15 protein-coding genes are annotated in these 17,637 nt (G+C 54.0%); all 15 read left to right on the top strand.

Annotation, left to right across the window (positions count from 1 at the left end; genetic code table 11):
• Positions 1-77: 77 nt before the first annotated feature.
• Entirely contained in the window at positions 78-1,157 is a 1,080-nt protein-coding gene (locus FPZ49_RS26370; RefSeq protein ID WP_144852795.1) for a Gfo/Idh/MocA family protein, read from the top strand.
• Positions 1,158-1,188: 31 nt separating this feature from the next.
• Positions 1,189-2,202, top strand: a complete 1,014-nt coding sequence (locus FPZ49_RS26375; RefSeq protein WP_144852797.1) for a Gfo/Idh/MocA family protein — start codon at positions 1,189-1,191, stop codon at positions 2,200-2,202.
• Positions 2,203-2,337: 135 nt separating this feature from the next.
• Positions 2,338-3,312 (top strand): sugar phosphate isomerase/epimerase family protein, encoded by a 975-nt coding sequence (locus FPZ49_RS26380; RefSeq protein WP_144852799.1) that lies wholly within the window; start codon positions 2,338-2,340, stop codon positions 3,310-3,312.
• Between the two features lie 48 nt (positions 3,313-3,360).
• The gene (locus FPZ49_RS26385) at positions 3,361-5,109 is read left to right on the top strand and encodes a hypothetical protein (RefSeq protein WP_144852801.1); all 1,749 of its coding nucleotides are present in this window, start codon (positions 3,361-3,363) and stop codon (positions 5,107-5,109) included.
• 35 nt (positions 5,110-5,144) lie between these two features.
• The gene (locus tag FPZ49_RS26390; RefSeq protein ID WP_144852803.1) at positions 5,145-5,903 is read left to right on the top strand and encodes an MgtC/SapB family protein; all 759 of its coding nucleotides are present in this window, start codon (positions 5,145-5,147) and stop codon (positions 5,901-5,903) included.
• Between the two features lie 316 nt (positions 5,904-6,219).
• Positions 6,220-7,554, top strand: a complete 1,335-nt coding sequence (locus FPZ49_RS26395) for an extracellular solute-binding protein (RefSeq protein ID WP_144852805.1) — start codon at positions 6,220-6,222, stop codon at positions 7,552-7,554.
• A 17-nt stretch (positions 7,555-7,571) separates the two neighbouring features.
• Positions 7,572-9,368, top strand: coding sequence for a sensor histidine kinase (locus FPZ49_RS26400; RefSeq protein ID WP_144852807.1), 1,797 nt, complete (start codon positions 7,572-7,574; stop codon positions 9,366-9,368).
• Entirely contained in the window at positions 9,365-10,537 is a 1,173-nt protein-coding gene (locus tag FPZ49_RS26405; RefSeq protein ID WP_144852809.1) for a response regulator transcription factor, read from the top strand. The genes FPZ49_RS26400 and FPZ49_RS26405 overlap by 4 nt, the downstream gene beginning before the upstream one ends.
• Positions 10,538-10,780: 243 nt before the next feature.
• A complete protein-coding gene (locus FPZ49_RS26410) occupies positions 10,781-12,613 on the top strand; it encodes an ABC transporter substrate-binding protein (protein WP_144852811.1) in 1,833 nt (610 codons plus the stop codon).
• A 115-nt stretch (positions 12,614-12,728) separates the two neighbouring features.
• Positions 12,729-13,739: an ABC transporter permease gene (locus tag FPZ49_RS26415; protein ID WP_144852813.1), complete on the top strand. Its 1,011-nt coding sequence runs from the start codon at positions 12,729-12,731 to the stop codon at positions 13,737-13,739.
• A 1-nt stretch (position 13,740) separates the two neighbouring features.
• A complete protein-coding gene (locus FPZ49_RS26420) occupies positions 13,741-14,577 on the top strand; it encodes an ABC transporter permease (protein ID WP_144852815.1) in 837 nt (278 codons plus the stop codon).
• Between the two features lie 6 nt (positions 14,578-14,583).
• Positions 14,584-15,615 (top strand): ABC transporter ATP-binding protein, encoded by a 1,032-nt coding sequence (locus FPZ49_RS26425; protein ID WP_144852817.1) that lies wholly within the window; start codon positions 14,584-14,586, stop codon positions 15,613-15,615.
• Positions 15,612-16,415: an ABC transporter ATP-binding protein gene (locus FPZ49_RS26430; protein WP_144852819.1), complete on the top strand. Its 804-nt coding sequence runs from the start codon at positions 15,612-15,614 to the stop codon at positions 16,413-16,415. The genes FPZ49_RS26425 and FPZ49_RS26430 overlap by 4 nt, the downstream gene beginning before the upstream one ends.
• A 98-nt stretch (positions 16,416-16,513) precedes the next feature.
• Complete coding sequence (locus FPZ49_RS26435) at positions 16,514-16,741, top strand: HAD hydrolase family protein (RefSeq protein WP_144852821.1); 228 nt, start codon at positions 16,514-16,516, stop codon at positions 16,739-16,741.
• Positions 16,707-17,342, top strand: coding sequence for an HAD hydrolase family protein (locus FPZ49_RS26440; protein ID WP_144852823.1), 636 nt, complete (start codon positions 16,707-16,709; stop codon positions 17,340-17,342). Before FPZ49_RS26435 ends, FPZ49_RS26440 begins: the two co-directional genes overlap by 35 nt.
• Positions 17,343-17,637: the final 295 nt, after the last annotated feature.

Here is a 17,637-nt window from a genome sequence, read left to right on the forward strand (position 1 = left end):
GGTGGGTGTCCGGCCTTTTCTTTGCCTTTTTTAGCTGAATAAAACCACACATCACACATCATTGGAGGGTACAGGTTATGAAAAAGGTACGAGTAGGAATTATCGGCTGCGGCGGGATTGCGACAGGGAAGCATTTGCCGAGCTTAACGAAGCTGGACAACGTTGAAGTGGTAGCGTTTCAAGATATTTCGCTCGAGCGTGCGCAGCTAGCGGCGGATAAGTTCGGCAAGGCTGGAGCCGCTGTATACGAGAGCTATCAGGAGCTGATCGCCAATAGTGACATCGATGTCGTTCACGTCTGTACGCCGAACGATTCGCATGCGGAAATTTCGATTGCGGCTATGGAGGCCGGCAAGCACGTGATGTGCGAGAAGCCGATGGCCAAGACCGCGGCCGATGCCCGCCGTATGGTGGAAGTGGCGAAGCGTACCGGCCAAAAGCTGACGATCGGCTACAACAACCGGTTCCGCGCGGACAGCCAGCATTTGAAAAAAGTCGTTGAGAACGGCGACCTCGGCGAAATTTATTTTGCCAAAGCGCATGCTGTGCGCCGCCGCGGTGTTCCGACTTGGGGCGTTTTCCTGGATGAAGAAAAGCAAGGCGGAGGCCCGCTCATCGATATCGGTACGCACGCCCTTGACTTGACGCTGTGGCTGATGAACAACTACGAGCCGAAGGTCGTGCTCGGCGTCGCGTTCCATAAGCTGTCGCGCAAGGAAAATGCCGCTAACTCCTGGGGCCCTTGGGATCCGGCGAAGTTCAAGGTAGAGGATTCCGCCTTCGCGATGATCGTGATGAAGAACGGCGCGACCATCATGGTTGAAGCAAGCTGGGCGCTCAACACGCTCGACACGAAGGAAGCCAAAACGACGCTGTGCGGTACGGAAGGCGGAGCGGACATGGTGGACGGCCTGCGCATTAACGGAGAGAAGCACAGCCGTCTGTACGTCGAGCAGCTTCAATTCGAAGCCAAAGGCGCGGACTTCTACGAAGGCAAGAAGGAAAGCATGCAGGATAAAGAAATTCGTCTGTGGATCGACTCCATAGTAAATGATACGCAGCCGATCGTGACGCCCGAGCAATCGTTGGTCGTTTCGGAGCTCCTCGAAGCGATCTATGAATCGAACCGGACGGGCCAAGCCGTTTACTTCGACTAAAAGCGAACGAGTGAGAGAGGTAACTAACACCATGATCAGAATAGCGATGTTGAGCTTTTGGCATGTGCATGCCAAAGATTACGCCAAGCAAGCGGTAGAGCACCCGGATACCCGCATCGTGGCGGTATGGGATGAAGTACCGGAGCGGGGACGGCAAAAGGCGGAGGAGTACGGCGCGCGATTCTTCGAAGATTTGCAGGAGCTGCTGGCCGACTCCGAGATCGATGCCGTGATCGTCACGACGCCGACGAATAGGCACCGTGAGGTGATGCTCGCGGCGGCTGAGGCTGGCAAGCATATTTTCACGGAGAAGGTCATTGCGGCCACGACGAAGGAAGCGAACGAAATCGTGGCCGCTGTGGAAGCAGCAGGCGTTAAGCTGACCGTATCGCTGCCGCGCATGAATATGCCATTTACGCAAGCGGTACAGCAGATTTTGCGCGAAGAGCAGATCGGACAAGTTACACTGGTTCGTTTGCGGCTGGCCCATAACGGAGCGCTGCGTACGGAGAAAGCGCCGAACGGGTCGCTCCCGGCTCACTTTTTCAACCTCGAGCAGACCGGCGGCGGAGCCTTGATCGACTTGGGCTGCCATCCAATGTATTTGGCTCGTATGTTTCTGGGGATGCCGGAAAGCATTAGCGCGAGCTTCGGGTACATCACGGGGCGTGAGGTTGAGGACAGCGCGGTAGCCGTCCTGCGATATCCAAGCGGTGCCTTGGCGATTGTGGAAGCGGGCTTCGTGAACAGCTATTCGCAGTTTGTGATGGAGGTGCAGGGGACCGAAGGCAGCCTGTATTTCTCCAGGCAGGACGAGAAGCTGCTCGTTCGCGGGCCGAAGCTTGGCGCGGGGGATTGGCAGGTCAAGACGGACATGCCGGCTCCCTTGCCAACCGCATTCGACCAATGGCTGACGCATATTCACAGCGGTACCGCAGCAACGGAGAATATTCAATTGGCATTGGATTTAACTCGGCTGATGGAAGCTTCGGGTGCGTCTGCGCGGTCTGGTGCCGCGTGTCAGCTGAGCGACTTGGTGGAGTAAAAACTAAACGGAAGAGCCGGATTTCATCTTGCCCATCAGCGAGCGGAGTCCGGTCTTTCCTTTATTTTAGGGTGGGACAGAAATACCTACATTACCCTTATTATTAATGAGATTAACGATCAGGAGGAGAGGCGGATGTTTGACAAAGGGGAATATTCATTTTCGACGTGCTGGAACATTAAGCGGCATACGGTAGGGCGCGAGATGATCGACGAGATCAAGAGTCTCGGGTTCCGGTACGTGGAGCTGAACTATAACGTGACCGAGGAGTTTATGAAGACGATCGAGCCGATGATCGAGCACGGGGAGATCGGCGTTTCAAGCGTACACAATGTCTTCCCGTTCATTGATGATAAAGATTACGACACGGACTCCGTGATGCTCGGCTTTGATGACGAGTTTAAGCGTCAGCGCTCGGTGGACCTTTTGATTCGTTCCATGGAATATGCGGACCGTTATGGGGCGAAGGCGGTTGTCGTGCATCCGGGCGAGGTGCCCTTTGAGTACAATATCGACTCCGAGCTGAAAAAGCTGTACCGCGAATTCGGCAAGGATTCGGAGCCGTATCAAAAGCTGTGGAGCGAAATGCTGGAGCGGCGCGAGCGTCTGAGCCCGATCTATACGCAGCGCATTCAAGAAAGCCTGGAGAAGGTATGCGATCACGCGGCCCAGAAGGGCTGGAATATCGCCATCGGCATCGAGACACGCTCCCGCTGCTACCAAATGCCGTCGCTCATGGAAGCGAAAACGATCTGCGACAACCTGAAGGGCAGCCCGGTCGGCTTGTGGTACGATATCGGCCACGCGATGATGATGGACCGGATGGGCCTGTACGATAACCTCAAAGAACTGAAGGAAGTAACGCGCTACATTACCGGTGTGCATATTCATGAAACGCTCGAGCTGTCCGATCACTGGTGCCCTTATGTGCACAGCAAGGATATGGAGTATTTCAATCATTTTCTGGAAGCGATCGATGTGGCCAAAGTAAAGGTGTATGAGCTGAAGGCCGCTTGTCAGCCGGACGAAATTCATGAGAGCCACCAGCTCATTACCGGCAATATTGCCGCGCTGAAAGCGCTGAGCACGCTCAAGACGATGAATGGCTAGCCGATCAATTAGAGGGAACAAACCAACCGGGATAAGGTGACAAACAACATGGACTTCATCTATCAGCAAGCGGTACAAAAAAATGACGAATACACGGCATCCACATTGGGTAAACAGGTGCTGGATCCCGCATCCAAATATTACGGCGGTGTCATCGGGGAGACGGGCGTGGCCCGTCCGACCCATGTCGGCACGCCCCGCGTGATGGGCGGCTGGGCTTCGGCGCTGGTCAATCCGGATTCGCGGTATTACCACGATGAAGCGCTTCTCGCTGCGCTGGATCAAGCAGCGGATTTTATGCTGAACCGTCAGCATGCGGACGGGACGATCTCGCTTGGCGGGACGAACTTTCATTCCCCACCGGATACGGCCTTCGTCGTCGGCGGGCTGGCCCAGATGGTGCAGCTGCTGGAAGCCCACGACTGGGCGCCAGTAGAACCGGTCGCTGCAAAGCTGCGGCTGTTCCTTGAGCGGACGATTCCCGCGATGCTGACCGGCGGTTGCCATACGCCGAATCATCGCTGGGTCATCACCGCCGCGCTAGCGCTGCTGCATGAGCTGTTCGGGAAGCCGGAGCTGGTAGCTAGAGCCGAAGAGTGGCTGGCGGAAGGCATCGATATTACCGGGGACGGCGAATGGACGGAGCGCAGCAACGGGATTTACAACGCAGTCAGCAATATCGCGTTGTACCATACCGCCCGCTTGCTGAACCGCCCCGAGCTTCTGGAGCATGTTCGCCGCAACCTGCGCATGATGGCGTACTTGGTACATCCGAACGGCGAGATCGTTACGGACTACTCCGGCCGTCAGGATTTCGGGAAGACGTACGACATGGCGACCTACTTCCTGGTTTACCGGCTGATGGCCGCGCATGACCGCGACCCGTTCTTTGCGGCGATGTCGGACTACTCCGGCTCGTACTTCAAGCAGCCGGAGGCGGTCAACAACAATGCGTTGATGGGACTGCTGCTGTATCCGGAGGCGCACATCGAAGGGCTGGAGCGGTTGCCGCTGCCTGACCGCTATGTCCGGATTTTGAATGCGCGGCATCCGATGGGCGAGCATTTGGCGCAAATCGATGCGGTCGGGCACCATATGAAAATCCAGCACAGCAGCATGCATCTGGCCTTCGGCGCGCCGGTCGTACGGATTCGCGAGCAGGATACAAGCGTAACGGTAATGACGCACGCGCCGTCGTTTTTCTCGCTGCGTCATGGGAAGGTCCGGCTGCTCGGCGTGAAGCTGTCCACTTCGTTTTCGCCAGGGATCGTGAAGTTTAGCAGCTTGACGGTGGATGAGGAGACGGGTGCTTATCAGCTGAAGGCGCATTTGGAAAAGGGCTATAACGGGCCGGTTCAGAGCCAGCTTCTGCCGGAGCTTGCGGGCCGAGCGGAGCTCAGCCCTTGGTATTTGCTGCCGCATCAGCATCGGCCGATGACGCATCTGCAGACGCAAGAGCTGCAGGTGGACATTACGCCGCATGACTCGGAGTGGACGATTCGCGTTCGTACGGACGAGCGGGAAGACGTGTATGCGCAGCTGACATTTATCCTGGGCGCCGAGGGCGAGATTAGCGGCAGCGACGTGCTGCCTGTTGGTGATGGCCGACACATGCTGAAAAGCGGTGCGGTGAAGTATTCGGTGGATGGCGGCGGCGAAGCGATCGAAATTTCCTCCGGCGCGCATGAGCACTGGGTTTCGGTACTGAACGAGGACCAGCATCCGGCAGGCTGCCAATACGTCCATGTGAATCTGCTTACCCCATTCGACCGCACGTTTACAATACGTTTGCTGTAAAACATAAGGGAATTAAGAAAGAAAGGTGAACGTCCATGGCGGCCGCGAGCAGTGTGTGGTATATCAGTCATTGGGAATTGATTTTTAGATTAATGATGGCGGCGTTGCTCGGCGGGTTGATCGGTATCGAGCGGGAATGGAACAATCAAGCGGCAGGATTTCGAACGCACATTTTGGTTTGTTTGGGATCGGCGACTATTATGCTGCTGTCGGAGTATGGGTTTTCGCAGTTCGTGACGGAAGCGAACGTCCGGATCGACCCGGCTCGCTTGGCGGCGCAGGTGATCAGCGGTGTCGGCTTTCTCGGCGCCGGCGCAATCCTGCGCAACGGCAACGTGATCAAAGGACTCACTACCGCCGCATCGGTTTGGGTAGTGGCTGCCATCGGCCTTAGCGTGGGGGCAGGCTTTTTTTCACTGGCGCTGTTCTGCACCTTGTTAGTGCTCATCAGTCTGTTTTTGCTGCACAAGTGGGAAAAGCGGATGCTGCGGCATCGCCGGACCCATGAGATCGAGATGAAGATCGCCGACCGTCCGGGCTCCCTGGGCCGCATTGCTACGCATTTCGGAGAACAAGGCGTTCAAATCGTCAATCTCAAAATGCTGCCGGATCGCGAAGCCGCAGGGGAGGATGGGAGTACTCCACACATGCGCGTATGCTTTAGCTTGAAGATCGCTAGGCAGGAGGATCTGCTCCGTGCGTATGAGAATATTTCGGCGCTGGACATCGTCGTCTGGATGGAGGCCTCGAACTTTCGGATTCAAAAGGCCGCAGTGCGGGGGAAATCGGCATAAATAAAAAACGAGTGATGAAAAAGGAACGACCCATTGAACAATGGAAACGGCCTTTTTCGTCCCTCGTTTTTTTTTGCTAGTTTCGAATGTCGGGCTCCCAATAGGAATTCTAATTATATCATTATTCCATAAGACTATATCTCCCATTATTTAGGACTTACAGAGGTTGGAAGATTAAAGAAAATGGTTGTATAATTTAGGATACACCCTTCTCAAGAATCTTAAAAAATCAAACCTAGTTCTATAATTTTTGCACTATACCGGGAAGTACCAGTAATTTTAGAATGAAATCAAGCTGAAAGCAGGGGGTTCAAAGATGAGGAACGCGACATGCTTGGCTTGGCTTGCAATGATAACGCTACCACTACTGACTATGGCTGCAGGCTGCAGCAATGAATTTGAAGCTGCTTTAAAGGTGCAGGCCGCTGAGAGCCCCGCACGAAATCAAGGCCAAGCAACGACGTTGATTCTCCAGACGCTGCAGTCCGACAAATCCTCCCCTGCCTATCAAATTGAACAAAAGCTGGTTAACGAATATATGCAAGGTCACCCTAATCTAAAGATCGAATTCGACCGTCTCAACACGGAGCAGCAAAAGAGTAAGCTGAAAACACAAGCGGCCTTCGGCGACATGGCGGATATTACCATGGTGAACCCGGGGGCCCAAATGAAGCCGTATGTAGACAGCGGCGTGCTGGCACCGCTCGATGATGTTGTGGAGGGGAAACTGAGTGAGACCTTCCTAGGCGATGTGCTCAAGTATTATTCTTTTGACAATAAGCTGTATGCGCTTCCATACAACTTGAATATAGCAGGAATTTTTTACAATAAAGAGCTGTTCGCTCAAACGGGCATTTCCGTGCCGAACACCTTTGAAGAATTGATCGACACGGTCAAGCAGTTTCGCTCGCAGGGGATTACACCGATCGTCATCGGTGCGAAGGATCGATGGCCGACGTCGTTTTTGTTTATGAACATCGTCCAGCGCCTCAATGGAGGGCCGGGCTTTTTACAGGATGTGTTGAGTAAGCAGCGTACGTTTACCGACCCGGTATTTGAGCAGGCCATCGCCAAGCTCAAGGAGCTGATTGACGCCGGCGCATTCGAAAAAGAGGCGGTGTCGACTGATTCCTGGGCGGCCTCCAATCTGTTCCGAAGCGGCAAAGCCGCCATGTATTACGTAGGCTCCTGGGAGGTGCCTAAGATTGAAGTTTCTCCCGTCAAAGGCAAGGTCGGCTTTTTGAAATTTCCTACGGTGGATGGAAAAGGAAACACGAGTGACTTCATGATTGCGCCTGGGACAGCCTATGCCGTCTCCGCCAAATCGAAGCATTTGAAGGAAAGCAAAGACTTTTTGCGGTATTTCTCCATGAACTATCCGAGAGTGGCCTTTTCGATGAATGCGGCCGTGGGGCTATGCCAGCGGATCGACGGCGATTTGCAGGCGGCAGGGTATTCTCAGCTGCAGATGGACTTGATCCGGCAGCAGGCCGTGGTTCGGAGCGGGGACATGAATTTCGATAATGTGATTGTGCCTGCTGTGACCAAGACTCATCTGGATCTACTGCAAAATCTATTCGTGCAGAAAGCCGAGGCGGCGGAGATCGCAAAAGTCCATCAGCTCTCCTGGGAAGCTAACGGGAAGAGATAACGGCCGCAGGAGGAGACATGCTGTTAAAAACGGTTCGCTTAAACTCGATCAACGTCAGGCTGTTCCTATGGTTTCTGATTCCCACGCTCATCCTGCTGCTAATGATGACCGGCATCTTTTACTTCTATAGCTCCCAGCAGCTAAACACAAAAATAACCGAAATTTCAAGGAAAAATGTGCTTCAAGCGATCGATAATCTCAGTCTTCTGACCCAGGGGTACGACAGCATGTCAAAGTCGATTACCGCGAACTCGGATGTGCAGCGGGTGCTGTCCGATACGGAGGCAACACCGGCCCTGCAGCTCATCAACGAGCGGGTGATCATCAGTGAGCTGGAGGCCGTATTCAACAGCCGAAGCGATCTGGTAGGACTGCACATCATAGCGTTTTCCGGCAAAATCTACAGTTATGAGGCGTCAACTCCCGTTTATAAATCGTTCGATCGAAGCCCATGGTACGAAAAAATTCGGAAGTCACAGGGGGAAATGATCTGGCTGGGCATGCGTGAACCGACGCTGACCGCGAAGGATGAGCCGGTATTTTCCTTCGGACGGCTGGTTTACGACCTGTATTCCCGCGAGCCCTTGGGGGTTCTGCTAGTTGAGGCTAGCCCAAAGCCGATCTTGTCGATGCTCTCTAATCTTCATATGGGCACGAACAGTCAAGCGTACGTAGTAGACTCGGCAGGCTCTGTTCTCGCGCAGCAGGGGATGATAGACGAGCTTATGCCGTCTGAAGCAGCAGCCAAGGTCATACGGGAGAAGGGTGACGCCCATCTGGCCAGCTCGACGGAGGGACCGAATCTCATCGTCGTCGGCGACGAGCCTCAATTAGGCTGGACGATCACGGGCATCATCCCAAAATCGAATTTTCAGGTGCAGCTCGAAGAAGCGAACCGATTTTTTCTGCTGGTCCTGTTCTGTTTGCTGACGGCTTCCATCATCCTGGCGACCATTCTATCGAGAACGATTTCGGCACCCATTATCCGTTTGGTAAGAGAGATGAAGGTGGTGGAGCGGGGGAATCTGAATGCGATTGTCGAGATGCGCTCCTTTGAGGAGATGAACTACCTGGCGGCGAACTTCAACTCCATGATCGACAGGGTCAAACAGCTGGTGGAGCGGGTCCGCATCGCCACCGCCAGCGAGAAAAACGCGCAAATTCATGCGCTTCAGTCTCAAGTGAATCCGCACTTTTTATATAACACGCTCGATATGATTTACTGGGAGCTGGATGAGAGCAAGCAGGAGCGGCTTGGGGAGATCGTTCTATCGCTCTCCAGAATGTTTCGTTACAGCAGTGAGTGGGAGCATTCCGACGTCACGCTGCGGGAGGAACTGGATCAAACCCAGCATTATTTGCATATTATCCAAGCCCGTTCCAGCCATGCTTTGGAGATTCGAATCGAGATTCCGGACGAATGGCAGCAGGTGTCGATACCCAAAATGACGCTTCAACCACTGATCGAAAACGCCGTCATCCATGGCTTATCCAGACAGGAACGGGCGGGAATCATTCGGATCGACTTGGAGGCCCAGGAGCAAGACTTGGTTTTGCGCATACAGGATAACGGAATAGGTATTCCCAGTGACAGATTAGCTGAGCTGCAGCAGTCACTGGAGCAGGCGACGGAGCTGGAAAGCGATTATTTTGAGGGGGGCATCGGACTTATGAACGTGCACCGCCGGCTAATCCTCAAGTTCGGACAACCCTATGGGCTGAAGCTCGCATCATGCGACAACGGGGGGACGACCGTTACCATTCGGCTGCCTCGCAGAACACTAACCGCAGAATTAGGAGGCGAATCGACTTGAATATTCTAGTGGTGGACGACGAGAAATCCATCCGGGAGGGCATCAAGAGAACGCTCAACCATGCGTTTCCACGGATTCATGTGCTTATGGTGCAATCGTGCCAGGAAGCGGCGGCTGTGCTGCTGAACGAACGGATCGATGCGGTGCTGCTGGACATCATGATGCCGGGGATGAATGGACTGGAGCTGCTGGCTTCCTTGCGGGAATCGCATCGGGGCATGAAGGTTGTGATCATCTCAGCACACTCCAAGTTCACCTATGCTCAGGAGGCGCTGCGTTTAGGGGCCAGGGATTACGTCCTCAAGCCGGTCGGCAAGGATCGGCTGATCGGCATCATGTCGGAGCTGGAGAGGGAATGGCAGGAGGAGCAGCGGCAGTTAACGGAGAAGGACCGGCTGGACCTGAATTTGAATTATTTGAGAGAGGCTGTCTTTCGGCGCTGGGTGCAAGGGCTCGATATCGGCAGCTTCGATTTGTCGCGGCTTGCGCAGAACCACCCCCGGTTTCATCTGATCCGCGTTCAGTTCGACGGCGGGCAGGATTTGACGCTTTCCAATTTCGTCGTCGAAAACGTGCTGTCCGAATGGATCGGCCTAAACGGCTGCGGATTTGTCGTGAGTCTGGAGACGAATCTGCTGATCGGCGTGGTTACCCTGCGGGAGGAATGCAGCTGCAGGTTCGTTGAATTTGAGACTGGAGCCAGAGGCCATCTAGACCGCTGCCTGAATGTCCCTTACACCATGACGATCAGCTGCGCATCAGACAATTTCTATTCCATCCCGGATAGGATCCGGAAGCTGAAATCCCCCGGGACTGACATGACCGAGCAGCCCCTCCCCGCTAGCAGAGGAGACGAGACGATTCAACTCGCCATGCAATACATTCGGGCACACTTTCGTGATAATCTGTCGCTGGAAAAGGTCGCTTCGATCGTCTACTTAAACCCGGTGTACTTCAGTCAGCTGTTTAAGCAAAAGACTGGAATCGGCTACAAGGAGTACGTGATTCAGCTTCGGATGGAACGGGCCACGGAGCTGCTCTCCAATCGAACGCTGCGGGTTGTCGACGTGGCTCGGTTGGTGGGCTACGACGACCTTCGGCACTTCACACAGGTATTCCGCAAAAAATATAACCGAACCCCGACCGAATACAGGTTGGAGGCGAAATAACCGAACCGCGCAAGGAGCTGCAGACCACGTTGTCAAAGCTCTCTTGGGCGGTTTTTTTATGGCACGGACCACATCAATTCCTAGAAAAAACAAACCCCATTCCTTAAGTTCATGTACTGTTTGGAGTAAAAGAATGCGCTTACAATATACGTACAGTGAGTGGGAAAGAAGTTATTTAACCCCATGAATAAAAATAAAAGCACGAACCGGCTTGCTGTAAAAATGAAACGCGGAGGGAATACGATGAGGTTAAAAAAAGTAACCGGCCTGATTTGCGCATTGCTGCTTGCGCCTACACTTTTGGCAGCCTGCGAGGATGGGGGGAGCACCCCGACAGCCGCAACGCCTAAACCGGATGCGGCCAAGCCCGCGACGACACCGCAGACGACGGCCGCTCAGCCGGGCGGGGCCGGTGGCGGGGACGCGAAGGAAACGGCCCGGAACGAAACGCTGTACATCAACGGGCTGCAGTGGGGGGCCCCGACCAACTTTAACTTACTGAGCGGCAACCCTGCGTTTCCGATCAACTATGGCAACTCCCGAGAGCTGATCTATGAGACCTTATTTATGATCAACATGATGGACGGCAAGCTGGAGCCGCTGCTCGGCACCAAATATTCTTGGGCGGACGATCTCACCTTGAAAATCGAGCTGAATAAGGACGCCAAGTGGAATGACGGCAAGCCGTTCACCTCGGATGATGTGGTTTATACGTATAAGCTGGGCCAGAAGTACCAGGTAAACTGGAGCAGCTTCTGGACGTTCATCGACGACGTAGTGGCCGACGGACCGAATGCGGTGAGCATCAAGCTAAAGAAGGACAATCCGAACAAGCTGACCGTGATGGACAGCATTGAGCTCATTCCGATGCTTCCGAAGCACGTCTGGGAAGAGATCGAGAAGAAGGCGAACAACGATCTGGCGACGATCCGCAAGGAAGTCAACGCGAACCCAGTCGGTACCGGTCCTTACAAAATGTACTTCTACAACGATCAGAAAATCACTGTAGCCCGCGACGACAACTATTGGGGGAAAGCGCTGTTCGGCAAGCTGCCGGCTCCCAAATACATCACCCACGTCATCTACAAAGACAATGCGGCCGGGGATCTAGCATTTAAGAGCGGCCAGGTGGACGTCTCGCAGCAGTTCATTCCGCAGGTCTCCAACATGTGGAAGGGCGGGGCTCCAGTTAAAACGTACCTGAAAGATGCGCCCTATTATTTGCCGGGCTCGATGCCTTCCATCTTTTTCAATCTGAGTAAAAAAGGCCTCGACAACGCGGACGTCCGAAGAGCCATCGCGATGTCCCTTGATTACAAGAAAATCTCTGACCTGGCCATGAGCGGATATTCCGCCAACATGAAGCCGTCGCTTACGCTCGATGCGGACGCGGAGAAAAAATATGTGGATCAGGAAGCGATTAAATCCCTGCAGTGGACGACTGACGTGGATGGCGCTAATGCGCTGCTGGACAAGATTGGCGCTAAGAAGGGCGCAGACGGCATTCGCGTGCTGAACGGGACCCGCCTCGGACCGTTCGACGTCGAGTGTCCGTACGGCTGGTCCGATTGGAACGCCTCCCTGGAGATCGTCGCTCAGAACGCTAAAGCGATCGGTATCGAAATTCGCACGAAGTTCCCGGAACAGCCGGTATGGAACAACGATCTGCAGACGGGCAAATTCGATATCATCATGAATACGCCGGCCGGCGGGGTTAGCCCAAGCCAGCCGTGGAACCGGGCACGTACGATTATGTACTCCAAAGGAGTCGCTCCAGCCGGTGAAATGGCGTTCTGGAACTGGGGACGTTACAAGAACGATAAGGCGGATCAGATCATCGACAAGATTCCGACGGTGAACGATGAGGCGCAGCTGAAATCCTTGTACACCGAGCTAACGAAAATGTGGCTGGCCGATCTGCCGTCAATTCCGCTGATGTACAGACCATGGGTATTCTACACGGTGAATGAATCGGTATGGAAAGGGTTCCCGGCGCAGGGCGACAACACCAACATTCCACCGCAAATTGCGATCGATGGAGCCGGCGTGAAGGCGCTGTACCAGATCCATAATTAACCTCAGCGTCAGCGGGATTGGGCCTGTATTTGGCGGAAGCTCCAAGTACAGGCTTTTCTCCGGATTACACGGCTTTGCTTAGGGACCAATAAAACCGGTCAGGAGTGTGGGGAGCTTGAATGCGTATACGAAATATTTTTTACGGAAATTTGGCTGGTATCTCCTTACGCTGGTCATCGCCATCAGCTTGAATTTCATGCTGCCAAGGATGATTAAGGGCAACCCGATCAGCGTGATCGTCTCACAAATGACGCAGGGCATGACGGACAGCGACACGATTAAGAAGGTATACGAAACGTTCACCAAGGAATTCGGAGTCGATAAGCCGATATTGACGCAATATTGGATTTATCTCAAAAATTTGTTTACTGGGAACCTGGGGACTTCCTTTGGTCTTTATCCCAAAAAGGTCACCGACATTCTCGCTTCGGCGGTTCCCTGGACGCTTGCTCTGCAGCTCCCGGCCATATTGACCGGGTGGGTGCTCGGGAACATTCTCGGAGCCGTTGCCGCTTACCGGAAAGGTGTGTTCGATAAGGTGCTGTTTCCGGTCGCACTGTTCGTCAACTCGATTCCGTTCTTTACACTCGCCATCATCATGCTGTACCTGTTCGCGCTGAATCTCAAGTGGTTCCCTCTTTCCGGGGGATACGACTTCCAGATGATTCCGAAGCTGAGCTTGGACTTCATCGGGTCGGTCATCCGGCACCATACGCTGCCCTTCTTGTCAATCGTGCTGGTGACGATCGGCGGCCAGGCCATCGGAATGCGGGAAATGTCCATTTATGAGTTGAATGCCGATTACGTGCTATACAGCAAGCTGCTCGGCATCCGCGACTCCAAGATCGCCCAATACGTATTCAAGAATGCGATGCTGCCGCAAATTACCGGTCTGGCCCTGTCGATCGGCACGATGGTTGGGGGCTCGCTGATTTGCGAGATCGTGTTCAGCTACCCGGGCATCGGCACCTGGCTGTTTACCGCGATCCGGCAGCTCGATTATCCGCTCATCTCCGGCTGTACGCTGCTGATTGCCGGCACGGTGCTGCTCGCCAACTTCACCATTGAGATCGTGTACGGCCTCGTCGATCCGAGGATCAAGGCAGCTCAAATGGAGGAGCACTAATATGAAACATTCCATCTCGATCCTGCTCAAATCACCCAAGTTCGTGCTGGGAGCGGCGGCTTTTCTGGCGATGCTCGCGCTGGTGCTGATTTACCCGCAGGTGAACCGTCACGATCCGCTCGAAATGATGGCATTGGCGTTCCAGCCGCCAGACTCCAAGCTGCTGCTCGGTTCGGACAACTTCGGCCGGGATCTGTTTCTCGAACTGATGTACGGCATCCGCACCTCCATTCGAGTAGGCTTGATAGCCGGTATTTGCGCAACGATCATTGGTCTTGTCATCGGACTATCCGCCGGGTATATTGGCGGCCTGGCGGACAACATCTTGACGGCGGTCACCAACATTTTTATCGTCATTCCGTCCTTTATCATTCTGATCCTGATTTCCGTCAGCATCAATTCCCGCAGCTCGCTGATTACCGCCATCATTATCGGCATTACCAGCTGGCCGTGGACCGCCCGTGCTGTTCGTGCGCAAACGACCTCGTTAAGAAACCGGGACCATGTGAACATTGCCAAAATTTCCGGACACAGCACCACGCGAATCATTATTTTCGAAATTCTTCCCTATATTGCGTCCTACGTGGTCATGGCGTTTGTGCTGCAGACCGCCTCCGGCATCTTGTCCGAGGCTTCGATCTCCATGCTGGGTCTCGGGCCATACAATACGATTTCTCTCGGCATTATCATGAACTGGGCCTTGGTTTTCGAAGCTCCGGTGGCGGGAGCCTGGTGGGCGTTCATTCCGGCGGCCTTCTCCATTGCCATCATTACGTTCTCGCTCTATATGATGAACACCGGCATGGACGAAATTTTCAACCCGAAAATAAGGAGCTGACCGGCCATGAGTGACAATATACTGGAGGTAAAAGGCTTAAGGACCTATTACCGCACTCGTCTGAAAGAAAATGTATATGCCGTCGACGGTGTGGATTTTGTCCTCGAGGAGGGGAAAACGCTCGGCGTCGCCGGAGAATCGGGCAGCGGCAAGTCGACCCTGGCTCTAAGCTTGATGGGCTTCTACTTTCCGCCCTTGCACTATAACAGCGGCTCGATCGTCGTGAACGGCACGGACATCATGAAGCTGACCAAAGACCAGCTTCGCTCGCAAATTTTGGGGCGCGAGATTGCCTATATCCCCCAAGCCGCGATGAATGCGCTCAATCCGACGCTCAAGATCATTCGGTTCATCGAGGATATTATGAAGGAGCACCGTCCGGAGCTTTCCGCCAAAGAGGTGTGGGATCTGGCTGCAGAACGGTTCGAGACGCTCAATTTGTCATCCAAGGTGCTGAACTCGTACCCCAACGAGCTTTCCGGGGGGATGAAGCAGCGGACCGTCATTGCGATTTCAACGATCCTGAACCCGAAGGTGCTCATCGCGGACGAACCGACCTCGGCGCTCGACGTTACTTCACAGAAGGCCGTCATTCGGCTGATGAAGGATCTGCTGGAGAAAAAGTTTATTCGTTCGCTCGTCTTCATTACGCATGAGCTGCCGCTGCTGTACCACGTGACGGATGATATCGTCGTGATGTACGCCGGGGAAATCGTGGAGCGGGGGACGGCGCAGCAGATGATTTTCGACCCGCTGCACCCCTACACCAAAAAGCTGATGGGCTCGATTATTGTCCCTGAAGCCGGCATGAAAGGCCATAAGCTGGAGGCGATTCCCGGTGCTCCGCCCAATCTGAAGAAGGTGCCGCCGGGCTGCCGCTTTGCGGACCGCTGCGAATATGCGCAGAAATCCTGCCGCGAAGGAAAAATCCAGAACAAAACGCTGGATGGACGCATCTACAGATGCATTTTTGATGCCCGAACGCTGCGGGAATGGTATGAGGAGGAGAAGCGTACCCAGGGGGTGATCGGCCGATGAGTGAAGACCGGAAGGTGCTGATCAAAGCCGATCAGTTGACGAAGGTGTTTGGTTACGGAGCGGGGAAAACGACAGCTGTTAACCATGTGGACTTTGCATTTCACGAAGGCGAGATCATTTCCATCGTCGGTGAGAGCGGCAGCGGCAAAACGACACTGGCGAAAATGATCATGGGGCTGCTGAAGGAATCGAGCGGCTCTATCGAATACAAGGGCGCTCCGCGAAAGCTCGGCAGTCAAAGGCAGCGGCGCGAATATTGGAAGGACATTCAGGCCATTTTTCAGGATCCGTTCTCCTCGTTTAACATCTTTCACAAGATCGATAAGCTGCTGCTGGATTGTATCAAGCTACAGGGGCTGAAGCTTTCCAAAGAGGAGCAATTTCGCAAAATGAAGGAGGCCTGCTCGTTCGTCAATCTGAAGTTTGAAGAGCTGTCGAACAAGTACCCCTTTGAGCTGTCCGGAGGGCAGATGCAGCGGCTGATGATCGCCCGGATCTTCATGATGCATCCCAAGGTGCTGATCGCCGACGAGCCGACCTCCATGGTGGATGCTTGCTCCCGGTCCACCATCCTCGATATGCTGCTGAAGCTGCGCGATGAGAATAACATGACGATTATTTTCATCACTCACGACGTCGGGCTGGCTTATTATGTGAGCGATACGATCTACATTATGGAAAAGGGGCATATTGTCGAGAGCGGCAGCGCGGAGCGGGTCATTCTGACGCCCCGCCACCGGTACACGCAGCAGCTGATCTCCGACGTTCCGAAAATTCATGAGGCGTGGGAGCTGGCCTGAGGGGCTAAGTGGTGTCGATGAATCCCAACAAGTCAAGAAAACCTTGATTTGTTGGGATTTTTTTGGTACGACTAAAAGAATTGAGGGGGGAGTCGAGTATGCCATTTGTTGATACGATCGTTCTGGATTTGGACGGAACTCTGCTAAATTTGCAAAAAAGGGTGAGCGACCGAAATTTAGCGGCGGTACTGGACAGCCATGCTTTGGGGGTTCGTATCATCATCGCCACAGCACGTCCGTTCCGCTCGGTGAAAAGCCTGCTGCCTTTCACCTTTGCTTCGACTGGGGCCGATGATCTGCTACAACGGGGCGGCTGTCCGATTTGAATCGGGTGGGGAATTCGAATCCTTTCCTCTGGAGTGCGGTATCGTGGACGAAATGTATGACTTTATCGTCTCCAGGCAGGCCGAATGTTTCGTAACGTTTGAAATTGATGATCAACTGTACTGCGACCGGCCGCTTTCGAGAGAGCAGCTTCAGCTTTGGGGGCTGCCGGAGCATGCGCCGATGCCGGGGGTCGTGCCACGGCATGCGCTGCAGAAGCGGCTAGTCTCCAAAATGCTGCTTCGCAATGAACGTAATATTTTCAGCGAGCTTCAAGCGGTGTTTGGCAATCGGGTACACGCCATAGTTACAGACCGAGACGCACTGATCCAGATCATGAACAAGACAACGTCCAAAGAAGCGGCGGTGCAGCGGGTGTTGGAGCGAACCGGAGGGACAATGGAACGGGTGATGGCCTTTGGTGACGACTGGAACGACTATGGGTTATTTGCTGCCTGCGGCTACCCCATTGCGCTGGAAAATAGCTTGGAAGAGCTAAAAGGGCTGGCTTGGCGTGTAACTGCGAGCAATAACAAGGACGGCGTTGCGGAGGTACTGGAGCAAGTGAACGCCGTTAAGCGAGACTCGTCGGTGGCAGGGTAATGCGGTGTATGGTTAACAATGTACTAGCGGAACTCTGTTCCGTTACAAGGGTATTTCCCGACTATTTCCCAAAAATAGCGGAACTCAGCTCCGTTATCTCAAGCGTTCGAGCCGACAAACGGTGAAGCGCTGCAGGATAACGGAACGTGGTTCCGCTATTTTTATTGGAACGGATGATGTAAAATTGTTTGTGTACCAAGATTTGGAGCCTTTCCAGGCAGCAAAAAAGTAGGGTATTCTCGGGATTGCTGAAGTCACCAAGAAAGGAACCCTACTCATGGCAACTATACACCCA

The sequence above is a fragment of the Paenibacillus cremeus genome, assembly GCF_007786445.1.
Classification (GTDB): Bacteria; Bacillota; Bacilli; order Paenibacillales; family NBRC-103111; genus Paenibacillus_G; species Paenibacillus_G cremeus.

Coding starts and splice junctions, on each gene's coding strand:
- FPZ49_RS26370 (WP_144852795.1), top strand. CDS start 78: ATGAAAAAGGTACGAGTAGGAATTATCGGCTGCGGCGGGATTGCGACA.
- FPZ49_RS26375 (WP_144852797.1), top strand. CDS start 1,189: ATGATCAGAATAGCGATGTTGAGCTTTTGGCATGTGCATGCCAAAGAT.
- FPZ49_RS26380 (WP_144852799.1), top strand. CDS start 2,338: ATGTTTGACAAAGGGGAATATTCATTTTCGACGTGCTGGAACATTAAG.
- FPZ49_RS26385 (WP_144852801.1), top strand. CDS start 3,361: ATGGACTTCATCTATCAGCAAGCGGTACAAAAAAATGACGAATACACG.
- FPZ49_RS26390 (WP_144852803.1), top strand. CDS start 5,145: ATGGCGGCCGCGAGCAGTGTGTGGTATATCAGTCATTGGGAATTGATT.
- FPZ49_RS26395 (WP_144852805.1), top strand. CDS start 6,220: ATGAGGAACGCGACATGCTTGGCTTGGCTTGCAATGATAACGCTACCA.
- FPZ49_RS26400 (WP_144852807.1), top strand. CDS start 7,572: ATGCTGTTAAAAACGGTTCGCTTAAACTCGATCAACGTCAGGCTGTTC.
- FPZ49_RS26410 (WP_144852811.1), top strand. CDS start 10,781: ATGAGGTTAAAAAAAGTAACCGGCCTGATTTGCGCATTGCTGCTTGCG.
- FPZ49_RS26420 (WP_144852815.1), top strand. CDS start 13,741: ATGAAACATTCCATCTCGATCCTGCTCAAATCACCCAAGTTCGTGCTG.
- FPZ49_RS26425 (WP_144852817.1), top strand. CDS start 14,584: ATGAGTGACAATATACTGGAGGTAAAAGGCTTAAGGACCTATTACCGC.
- FPZ49_RS26430 (WP_144852819.1), top strand. CDS start 15,612: ATGAGTGAAGACCGGAAGGTGCTGATCAAAGCCGATCAGTTGACGAAG.
- FPZ49_RS26435 (WP_144852821.1), top strand. CDS start 16,514: ATGCCATTTGTTGATACGATCGTTCTGGATTTGGACGGAACTCTGCTA.
- FPZ49_RS26440 (WP_144852823.1), top strand. CDS start 16,707: ATGATCTGCTACAACGGGGCGGCTGTCCGATTTGAATCGGGTGGGGAA.